The 270-nt window shown below is 50.7% G+C and carries 1 protein-coding gene; it reads right to left on the reverse strand.

What is annotated here, in order from left to right; all coding sequences use genetic code 11:
• The coding region (locus tag KVT32_RS30135) for a hypothetical protein (RefSeq protein WP_217619434.1) at positions 1-220 on the reverse strand (220 nt) is incomplete at its 3' end.
• Between the last annotated feature and the right edge of the window lie 50 nt (positions 221-270).

Raw genomic sequence — 270 nt, forward strand, 5'->3', positions numbered from 1 at the left:
CGTCGGCCCGCGCATGATCGAGCTGAATGTGCGGCCGGACCAGATTGGTTGTGCGCGGATCAATTTGCCGCTGAAGCAGGTGGATCGGTGGATGAGCGCGGCCTGATGGTTGCCTGAAGTATTGATATTGTCTTTTTGTCAAAATATCTGTAATAAGTAGCACCGGTTTTTGTTGCTGGCGCAAGGGGCATAAGTGATGCAATTGCAAAAACTGCATCATGAAAACTTCAATCCTCTCGCCATCCTTCCTCGCCCTCATTCTTCTGTCGG

This window comes from Achromobacter sp. GbtcB20 (genome assembly GCF_019091095.1).
Taxonomy (GTDB): domain Bacteria; phylum Pseudomonadota; class Gammaproteobacteria; order Burkholderiales; family Burkholderiaceae_B; genus Achromobacter; species Achromobacter mucicolens.